Below are 10126 nucleotides of genomic sequence, written 5' to 3'. Positions count from 1 at the left end.
GAAATGACAACGCCGGTTTTTATGGAAGCAGGTGAAGAAGAATCAGCAGGCCAGATGGGGTTTGTGATTCCTAAACGGGTCGCTTCCGAAGGCCCACCTCAGCCAGTATCGAAGGACGTCGAAATCCGCGAACGCAAAGGCGGCCGATTCGCCGTGATCCGCTTCTCAGGCATCATGAATGCCAAAACAGCACGCCAAGCCGAAGCGAAGCTGCGAGAGTGGATCGACAAAAAAGGATTGGTTGCCGAGAAGAAGGCAGAGACGGCCGGCTACGATCCTCCCTTCACTCCCGGACCGCTGCGACGAAACGAAGTGCTGATTCGCGTGAAGAGCGAGGATGTTCAAAGTGAGATAAGAATCGATTCGGTCATCGAGTCTGGAAAAAGCCAAGACAATTGACCAGCAGCCTATTCTTCGCGAAACAGCGGGCTGTCGACGACGGCTGCGATCGTGTCGATGATGCGATATTGGTTCGCTGCCGACTTGGCCAAGATCGTCTCCACACCCGAGTAGTCCTCCGGTTCGGTGCCGTTGGCGTAGGTCAATAACTTGGTAATGAAACAGCGAACGAAACGATCTCGCGCCGCATCGGCCTTCATCAGATCGCGAAATTCGACAATGTCTTCGTACTTCGCTCCGCTGCGAAATGTTGCCGATGCATCGACGGCGACTTCCAAAGTTTTTGCTTCGCTCTTTCGCTTTTTCTTGACCGCTCGCTCAGTCAACGCCATGTAAAAGTCTCGCCACTCGCCCATCGGACCAAAATTTTCGAAAGCATAGCCGTACGGATCGATGGTCTTGTGACACGACGCACACGTGGCGTCGGACGTGTGGGCGGCAAGAATCTCTTTGATTGTCTTCGCTTGGCGAACATCTGGTTCGGTGATCTTCACGTCAGCCGGAGGCGGCGTGGGTTCGATGCCCATAAAATTCTCCATCACATACACCGCACGGTGAATTGGCGATGTCCCCAAACTATCGGCGGTCAACGTCAAGAACGCTCCCATCCCCAGTAACCCGCCACGTTTGCCATCGCTATAAACATGTTTTCGCAGCTCCGAGTCCTGCGGCACCCCCGGGATATCATAAACCTTGGCCAAGTCCGCATTGACGAACGAATAATCAGCGGTCAGTAATTCGGGGACGGGAACGTTGTGCTCAATGGCATGCCGAAAAAAACGGAGCACCTCATCCTTCATGTCTTCGCTCAATCGCTTGCGATCATATAGCGGGAAACGATCGGGATCGGGTTCCATGAAACTGATCCGGTCGAGCTGCAACCAAGCCTGCGGAAACTCACGCAAAAACTCGTCGGCTTCGCCTGCTTTGAACTGGCGAGCGATCTCATCACGAACCGCGTCGTAGGTTTGAAGTTCACCCTTCTTCGTTGCCGTTCGCAATCGCTGGTTCGGAATCGTGCTCTGTAAAAAGTAGCTCCACTTGGTCGCGAAACGCTCTGCAGCTTTCCCTTCCTCGGGATTGATCAATAGAAACGAGGGCGAGACGAGGATCGCCACGATCCCTTCCTTGAACGCTTCGACGTCACCCAACCGCTTGGCACGTGACTGTACCAAACGGATGATCGTGTCCAATTCGCCTGGCTGAACCTCGCGTCGCCAAGCGCGTGCGGCGATCGGGGTCAGGATTGCCTCGGCGTCCACTGCCTTGGGGTTCTCGCCCAACAAAGCAATCTGTCGTTTCGGGGGCCAGTCGTCATTGATGGCGCCTTCCACATCCGCCCCGAAGACGCGGGGACGTGGTCCCTGCCAATAATCGGTCCAATTGCTCCAGTGCGAGACCACTTTGGCTCTTTCGCGTTTCTTTTTTGTAGCAATCGAAGCGACCACTTTCGCATACTGTTTTGGGTCGTTTTCCTTGAGATAATCGTGTGCATACCGATATTGGAATTTGAAGTTTCCGTTATTCGCTTGGCGAAGTCCGTCGGTGGGGTACGACAATTGGATTTTGGTGCCGGCGGCAAGCCACTCGTCGAGTTCAATTTGCATGACTTCGTTGTCGGGCAATGCGTAGGTAAAAACGCGATCTCCCAAGTGAACACTCAACCGTATTGGATCATCAACGTAGATACCTGTTTTTTCGTAATCATAAACGCCGCGGTCGATTCCGGTTGCACGAATTGTGATGCGATAGCGTCCCGTCGCTGGCACCGTTTCAAAGTTCTCGAAATACATACGGGCTCGCATGTCGTGAAAATCGAGAGCGTTGGGTAAGCGTCCAGGACCTTCGGGGCGTTTGCGCTGCGACAAGCTCGTCCGTCGCAAATCGTCCGAACGAACCGTGATCTGTTGCGTCTCGGGGCGAGGTCCCGTCAATATGGTGGTGTCAATGACCTTGCGAAACGCATCGATGTATTGATCGAGATGAAACTCGCTGATTCCCAACGAGTCGCCATGCGTATCAAAACCATCGTGTAGCGTGTCGCCGAGCAGATTGGCCATCGGTTGATGCGTCCCCACATCTTCGATCATCAATACATCGCGGATACTGTTGGCGATCTCGCGATTGTTCAAACGGCGAGGCGGTACGCGTTTGCTGTCGGCGGTTTGCGCATCATAGCCGCGGATTTTCTTTTGCAGAAACGTGATCAACCGCTGGCGTTCTGCTGCCGTCATCCGGTTCTCTTCCGCCGGAGGCATTTCGCCAAGCTCGACGTAGTCCACACTGGCAACCCAATGCTCGATGCTCTCCGCGCTCGGAACGCTGCCAAGCGATCGAAGATTAAAATCTCCCTCCGGTTCCGCACGGAGGTGACATTTTCCGCAGTGCATTTTCATGAGCTCCCATTCTTCCGCGACGACGATGGTCGCGGGGCAGCAGGTGAATAACACGACAGCAAAGAGAAGCAGTGAACGCATCATGATTCGGACTATTTTAGAAAGGGAGAGCATCATTCAAACAGCAAACGGCAAGTCGAATGAGCCCGTGCTGGTGTTGAATTTGTCTCGTTCGATTCCAAAGCGTTGCAGTAGCGTGACATACAAATTGCAGAGCGGCATGTTAGCGCCTGCGTTGTTGCGAGCGTCGACGTGTCCCAAGTGTTTGAAGCCACCACCAGCGACCATGATCGGCAAGTTACGGTTGGAGTGCGTGCCGCCGTATCCCATGCCGCTACCGAACAGCACAATCGTGTGATCAAGCATGCTGCCATTGGCATTGGGCTCGGGAATCGAGTCCAACTTTTTCATGCAGCGTGAAAGCTGTGCGATTTGAAACGATTCGATCGCGACCAATTCGGAAATGATCGCTTCGTCTTGTCCGTTGTGGGTGCAAGCGTGGTAGCCACGGGTCACCCCTTCGACGTCGGTGTACTTCAACTCGTTTGGAAATCCAACGGTTGCCACGCGAGTCATGTCGGTTTGGAATGCGTAGGCGATCATGTCAAAAATCGCGTTATAGCGGTTTTCGACCGTCACCTCGTACTGTTGGAAGTGTTCGGAAATATCGAACTTTGGTTTATCGCGATCGATCCAGGCCGAGCGATCCGCGAAACTGTTCTCCAGCTCGCGAAGCGAATTAGCGTATTGTTCCAGTCGTTGTTTGTCGGATTGGCTGGCGCGTTGCTGCAAGCGTGCGAATTGGCCGCTGACGGCATCCAGAATACTGCCGTTGCGTTCGATCAATTCGCGGCGAACCTTTTTCTCTTTCGCTGACAGATTCAAAAACAAGTGATCAAACAGACGTTGCGGATCGGTGAACGGTTCTAACTCGGTTCCGTTAGCAGTCCAGTTCATGCGGATTCCACGTTCCAGTGCCGCGTTGATCGACGAATAGCGAACCTTGCCGCTGGTGTGTCGCGCCATCACTTGGTCGACCGACATATTTTTTTCGGGATACGCCGCGGCATTTGCAGGTAACACACCGCTCAAAAACGAGATCTCACGGCCGTGACCGTTGTTCATCCCATGGTCGGTGTGCGAAACGATGGTCATCCGATCCTTGGCCCACTCCAGCGGCTTCAGAGTGGGCGAGATCGTAAAGTTTTTGCCGAAGTCGGTAGGGAAAAAGTGCTCCGGATGGGCGCCTAGTGGATTTCCGACGACCAACAATCGTGTGGGCGTCTGAGAGGTGGTGGTGGCCGCGTCGACGTTGCTCACGCTCGCTTCCAAAAGCGGAAGTGATAAAACGCCGCCCAATCCTTTCAGTACATGACGTCGATTGGCATTCATGCGGGTGTGCCCTTGCTGGAAGTTAAGAAATATTCTCGCGATCCAAGTTCTCGAATCGTGCTCAATTGCTTGTTTGGCTCTACCCCCCTTATCTCAGCAGACAAGGCAACCTGCTGGAAATTCTCGAAAAATTGGCACTTTTCGCTGAAAAAAACTCGTTCCCAGGCTCCTGCCTCGCGTCGTCATGTGCGGCAGGCGGGAGCCCAATGCCATCTACTTTCGTAGTGGGACTCGCCAGAGTTTCTGGTGTTTCAACAGCAAAGAGGGGAATTCTGGCGAATCCCACTACTTGAACATCTCCAGTGGTTGCCAAAGAAGATGGCATTGGGCGCGGGGCCCGTCCGGTTGAGGCGAGTGAAACGTTCGGTTTAGACCGGGCGGCTTGCGCCGCACCGCTACAAACGCCACCCGTTTAGTGCCAAAGTAGATGGCATTGGGCGGGAGCCTGCGGTGCAGTGGGTTCCAAGGCGGAGCCCTGGAACCAGTGGGTGGAACCAGAGGTGCAGGCTTATGTTCGTAGTCGGACACGAACCGAGGGTCGGCCTGGTTGTTTTCCCTTTTTGACTTCAAACAAATTGATCGCTTCGAACATATCGCTGAGTTTGCGAAACCCGTAGGTGCGGTGGTTGAACGGCCCTTGGTTGGAGATGCGAGATCCCACAGGGCCCAGCGATGCCCAGCCATCTTCGTCGGCGGCTTCCTTGACCGCCGTTCGAAGCGTATTCATCAGCTTGGTGTTCTGTTGCAGTGACTCGACCGATATCTCTTTTTTCTTCTGCGGCGTTTTGCTGGTGTTGTCTTCATCCAAAAAGATAAAGTGGCTGCAGGCCAGCACGAACGGCTCTGGCGATGTTTGTCGACCGAACCCGATGACTTGCTTGCCATCCTGACGCAGTCGCAGAGCCAGAGGTGTGAAATCGCAGTCGGACGAGACCAGACCAAACGTATTGACCTGCTTCGTGTACAGAATGTCCATGGCGTCGATCAGCAGCGACATGTCGGCAGCGTTTTTGCCTTTCACTAAGTCAAAACATTGCTTTGGTGCGATCGCGTATTCATGCAGTACTTTGATCCAGCCGTCCAATGGGCGTTTGGTCCAGTTTCCATAGGCTTTGCGAATATTGACGATGCCGTAGGTGGCCAGTTCAGAGATGATGAAGTCGATCTTTGCGGCAGGCGCGTTATCCGCGTCAATCAGTAGTGCGATACTGTCGTTGGAACTTTTGTCAGGCATGAATGTCGGTCACTCGAGGAAAAGATAAGCAGGGCAATGGTGCCGCCACGACAGTTGTACTGGACCGTGCTGGTTGCCACCCATCGCTCGATTATAGCGTCGCCAGCGGCTCAAAGGTTTGCTGTCGCGGAGCGACAATTTTCGGTCGCCGGCTGTTGATTTGGTCGTACGATGGACTTCCTAGTCCGTCGAATACATCAATGACGGACGAGATAGTCCATCAGCCACCCCTTGCCATAGGAAGCTTCACTAAATCAACAGCCCGCTACCTCGAACTTTAAGTCCGAGGGATGTTCATCAACATCAACCGAGTCCCGGCGGGACGTTTTGTATCCCGATCGTAGGTCACAGAACGTCGCTCCGCGACTCGATGCCAATCGAGGCACCGAAACCTTGGACTAAAGTCCAAGGCTATCACGCAAAGCGCCTCCGGCACCAAATAAGAAACCTCACTGCACGTCCACGTGCGACATTCATCGTCGCATCCCCTTGCGAAGCTGCGGTAGTGGCAACAGCGATCATAACGTTCATCGCCAATCGCAACGCGACGAAAACAACCGCCCAAGATGCGAGTCCGGCACCAGGACCGGATCGAAGAGTCCCGGCAGGGACGACAGCACTTAGCCCACGGCGTAAGCCGTGGGATCGCTTAATCCTAATCTTTTCGGATTGCTTCGGCTCCAACGAGGCTCGCGGAAGCGGGATTAAGATTATGAGTTGGCGAGGTTGAGGGTGAAGTTCCTACTGTCTGTCTTTGACGATCTTTCGCATTTGCAGCGAGACGTCGGGGTTCTCATAAATCTTGTCGATCATCTCGGTGTAGACTTTGGCGAATCGCTCGTTCTTTGCCAAATCACCAAATACCGAGGTCAGCCGTAGGAACGACAAGGGATCGTCGCGAGTCTCGGCGGCCGCTTGATGCAGTTCCGCATGGTTGCCGTCAATGATCTCGAGTTCCTTGTTGTATTGATCCACGCCTTGGTCGCTGTACCAGCACCACGTCGCAATCACCAGTGCCGCGTACTGAATGCTGCCGCCTCGCTGGAGATTCTCGGTGATCGTGGGGATCAGAAATACTGGCAACTTGCTGGAGCTTTCCAAACAGATCCGCGACAGTTTGTCTTTGATGTTCGGATTTCCAAATCGCTCAAGCAGAGTGTCTTTGTAAGCGTCTAAGTCGATGCCTTCGACGGCGTCCAGGACGGGGGTGGCCTCGATGTCCATGAATTGACGCAGGTAGGTTGCAAACAGGTCGTCCGAGACACATTCGTCGATCGTGGCATGGCCATAGACCGAGCCCAGGATTCCCAGGACCGAATGTCCGGCGTTGAGCAGCCGGATCTTCATCTTTTCGTAGGGCGTGACATCGGGAACAAATTGGGCACCGACGTTTTCCCAAGGGGGACGACCGTCGCAGAAATCATCTTCGATCACCCATTGGCAAAACGGTTCGCAGGTCACCGGCCATTGGTCCTGCAGCCCCATTTCTTGCTCGAGATATTCCATATCCGCCGCTGTCGTGACCGGCGTGATGCGGTCGACCATCGCATTGGGAAAGCAGACCTCGCGTTCAATCCACTGTGCCAGTTCGGGATCCTGATGACGAGCAAACTCCAACACCATTTTGCGAGTCAGGTTGCCATTGTGCTGGATGTTGTCACACGACTGGACGGTAAAGGCGGGGATGCCATTGTCGCGTCGTTTTCGCAGCGCCGCAGCCAAATAACCAAACGCCAGTTTGGGTTGATCTGGGTTTTTTAGATCGTGCTGGGCATCGGGGTTGGACGTATCAAATTCACCGCTATCAGGATCGACGTTATAGCCGCCTTCGGTAATCGTCAGCGAAACGATCTTGGTATCGGGATTGGCCATCCGGTCGATGACTGCTTGAGGATCGTCGATTCCCATCATGAAATCGACCAGCGACCCGATCACGCGGTTTTCGATCTTGCCGCCGGGGTGCCGGACGATCAGCGTATAAAGGTAATCCTGCTGCTGGAGTACCGAGGCGATCTTGCGGTCCGCTTCGCGTAACCCGACACCACAGATTCCCCACTGCGAGAAATCGCCCGAGTTCATCAAGGCATCGGTGTAATAGGCCTCGTGCGATCGATGAAACCCGCCCACGCCGATATGCACGATGCCTGTTTTGATTTGACTACGGTCATACTCCGGACGTGCCATCGCGTCAGGTAGCTGCGACAGGTTTTCTTGACTCAAGGGAATCGGGTTGTTCATGGGATTCTCTCGCAAATCTTCAGTGGGTTGTTTTGAATGTTTCGTTGGTTAGTGGCTTTTGGATCAATCGCGGTGTAGCGGAACTCGTCGGGCGTTGTTGCGTTGATTTGTGAGCCGCGACGCGTGAGCGGCCGGGTCCGGTGCGTTACCCGGTGTGTTACGGCCCGCGGCTCAGTCGGCGCGCGGCTCAATCATCAACGAACGTCTTGACGACTTCCGCTACGGGGCATCTTGCCATTTGTTGAGGGTTCATTAGTCATTGGGTTGCGGATTTAGTGCTTTGCGTCGATGCAGCACCCAATAGGCGAAAACAAAATAGGTGATCGTGAATACAAAGCCCCATGTATAAAAGATATCGCGGTTCTGCTCATACGTTTCTAGATCGGGACTCCAAAACATCACCATTAGCGCCAACACCACGGTCAGCCCCAGGCTGCTTCGCGAGAAGACGTGTAACACTTTGGAGAACATCGAATGGTCCTTGACCTGTTCGCCTTCTCGGATCGCCTGCTCTCTTTGATACTCTTTGATCGCTTCGTTCTTCTTCCGATCGGCCTCTTCTTCGGCCGGATACTTTTCGGCGGCGCCATACAGTTTGGCTAGGAACGTGTAGAGGATGATGGTGAATAACCACGTGGGCAGAAACAGATAGTAGAACGACATCACCTGCAACGCATTCAGCCCGAATCCGAACACCAACCCGGCGGCCCACGATGCGACGGCGGGTGTGCTATGCGTCAGTTTGCGGTAGGTGACCCAGTAACGTGTGAATCCGATCCGAGGAAAGACAACGTGTTCGGCAAACACGATCCCACCGACTGGCACCACCAACAAACCTGCATAGGTTAATAGCGGCAGCATTTGGCCGAACACGAACGGAAAACACGCGATCACCACGGTCACGCAGCCCACGGTGAAGGTGACTCCCTTTCGCGAATGGTTGTAAAAGATGGCCTGGGCCGCCAACCCGGCTCGGTACAGATTCGCGTTTGCGGTGGTCCAGCCTGCGATAATCACGATCACGTAACCGGAAAGCCCCAACGCGCGATAGGCGACATCGCCCGGGTCGAGTTCGACGATCGTTGATTTGAGCAGGACTGCGGTTCCGGCTCCCATGATGCCCGAGCAGATCCAGGCGACATAGTGACCAAACAACATGCCCGCACTGGTGCACAGCCCGTAGATCGATCGTTTGGCGTAACGCAATAACGCCATATCGATCAACCCAAAGTGGGTGATCGTATTTGCCGCCCAGGCGAAACCGATCACCTCGATCAGTCCTATGCCAGGGTCTCCGTTACTGTTGACTCCTGTCCAAATCGAGTGATCGCCGATGGTAATGAAATCTTGGAACCCATTCAGCGTGGTTCGGCCCAGCACCGATTCTGCGAGCGCGGGGAGCAAGACAAGAGCGCCGCTGACAAACATCACAACCAGCCACGGCCCGCACAGTCCCGAGAACTCGGCCACCGCGCTAAATCCATACATCGCCACGAAGACGACGATCATGCCGACCGAAAGCACCACCACTACGAACATCGCGTCGGTGGGATACCATTGAAGCTGAGCCGGAATGTTGAACAACAACCGCACGGCGGTACAGGAAACGGTGATCATCGCCGCCGAGATGACGGTAAAAATCAACACGTTGGCCCAGTTGTAGAGATCGGACATCGAGTCGCCGGCGATCTTATGCAAATACGTGTACAGACTCAGCCGAGTCTGTACCGCAATTGGCGCCGTGATCAGCGTCCAACTGAGGATCGCCAGGATATTGCCCAATAGCAATCCGATCAGAATATCGGTGGTCGTTGCCCCCAATGCGACAAACGTCGCCCCGATCACAAACTCGGTCGCCGCCACGTGCTCGCCGGCGTACAAACCGACAAAGTGAGTCCACCCATGCAGCTTGTGCTGCGGAACTGGCAGCTGCTCTTGCTTCATGTCCGCAATCGCCTGCTGGGTGGTATCGGCACTCATGGTGACTTCTCTTTGTCTCGGGGGGATTAGAGCTGTAAGAGCAGGCGTAACTCAATGTGACAAGGTTTTTTATTATAGACCGATGCGCAGTCACGTTGGGCGGCTTGAAGCAATGATTTGTTGCATCTTGTACGATTATGTTCCAGCAGGCAAAGGTAACCGTTCACGGTGAAGGATTGGATTCGATGACGATGAAGTCCGTCGTCGCCACGCGCTAGACAAAGTCGGAGGAGAAACCGAGCACGCCACCTCACCTGATCACGTAAGTTTTGAAGTTGCATTGTTCTTCGTGTTCCGGGCGAAGGCCCGGCTATTTGCCAGGAGTCGTCAATAGATCCGAACCAACGACCGGGCCGTTGCCCTACAGTTCATTGATTTTCTTGGACCCAGCCCGGTGTGACTTGCGATTTAAAAATTGCGGAAGCCCTGCGGAGGCGAGGGGAGCCAGACTTTCAGAACTTTTGTGTTGCAGGTTCAACGGGGACGC

6 protein-coding genes are annotated in these 10126 nt (G+C 54.3%); 1 reads left to right on the top strand and 5 read right to left on the bottom strand.

Annotation, left to right across the window (positions count from 1 at the left end):
• The coding region (locus RMSM_RS05150; RefSeq protein ID WP_236622007.1) for an SOUL family heme-binding protein at positions 1–399 on the top strand (399 nt) is incomplete at its 5' end.
• A gap of 8 nt (positions 400–407) precedes the next feature.
• On the opposite strand, the gene RMSM_RS05145 is transcribed toward RMSM_RS05150, so the two are convergent.
• The 5 genes from RMSM_RS05145 to RMSM_RS05125 all read right to left on the bottom strand — a co-directional run bounded on the left by RMSM_RS05145 (position 408) and on the right by RMSM_RS05125 (position 9639).
• Positions 408–2795: a DUF1592 domain-containing protein gene (locus tag RMSM_RS05145; protein WP_236622006.1), complete on the bottom strand. Its 2388-nt coding sequence runs from the start codon at positions 2793–2795 to the stop codon at positions 408–410.
• A gap of 117 nt (positions 2796–2912) precedes the next feature.
• Complete coding sequence (locus RMSM_RS05140) at positions 2913–4187, bottom strand: DUF1552 domain-containing protein (RefSeq protein ID WP_008692551.1); 1275 nt, start codon at positions 4185–4187, stop codon at positions 2913–2915.
• Positions 4188–4695: 508 nt separating this feature from the next.
• Positions 4696–5421, bottom strand: coding sequence for an NYN domain-containing protein (locus tag RMSM_RS05135; RefSeq protein ID WP_008692548.1), 726 nt, complete (start codon positions 5419–5421; stop codon positions 4696–4698).
• A 741-nt stretch (positions 5422–6162) separates the two neighbouring features.
• A complete protein-coding gene (locus tag RMSM_RS05130; RefSeq protein ID WP_008692545.1) occupies positions 6163–7659 on the bottom strand; it encodes a mannitol dehydrogenase family protein in 1497 nt (498 codons plus the stop codon).
• A gap of 252 nt (positions 7660–7911) precedes the next feature.
• Complete coding sequence (locus tag RMSM_RS05125; protein WP_008692543.1) at positions 7912–9639, bottom strand: purine-cytosine permease family protein; 1728 nt, start codon at positions 9637–9639, stop codon at positions 7912–7914.
• Positions 9640–10126 lie beyond the last annotated feature (487 nt).

The sequence above is a fragment of the Rhodopirellula maiorica SM1 genome (assembly GCF_000346295.1).
Classification (GTDB): domain Bacteria; phylum Planctomycetota; class Planctomycetia; order Pirellulales; family Pirellulaceae; genus Novipirellula; species Novipirellula maiorica.
Note: the sequence above shows the minus strand (reverse complement) of the source record. Positions and strands in the feature narration are given on the sequence as shown.

Excerpts from the sequence above, each read along its gene's own strand:
- RMSM_RS05145 (WP_236622006.1), bottom strand. The coding sequence starts at position 2,795 with ATGAAAATGCACTGCGGAAAATGTCACCTCCGTGCGGAACCGGAGGGA.
- RMSM_RS05140 (WP_008692551.1), bottom strand. The coding sequence starts at position 4,187 with ATGAATGCCAATCGACGTCATGTACTGAAAGGATTGGGCGGCGTTTTA.
- RMSM_RS05135 (WP_008692548.1), bottom strand. The coding sequence starts at position 5,421 with ATGCCTGACAAAAGTTCCAACGACAGTATCGCACTACTGATTGACGCG.
- RMSM_RS05130 (WP_008692545.1), bottom strand. The coding sequence starts at position 7,659 with ATGAACAACCCGATTCCCTTGAGTCAAGAAAACCTGTCGCAGCTACCT.
- RMSM_RS05125 (WP_008692543.1), bottom strand. The coding sequence starts at position 9,639 with ATGAGTGCCGATACCACCCAGCAGGCGATTGCGGACATGAAGCAAGAG.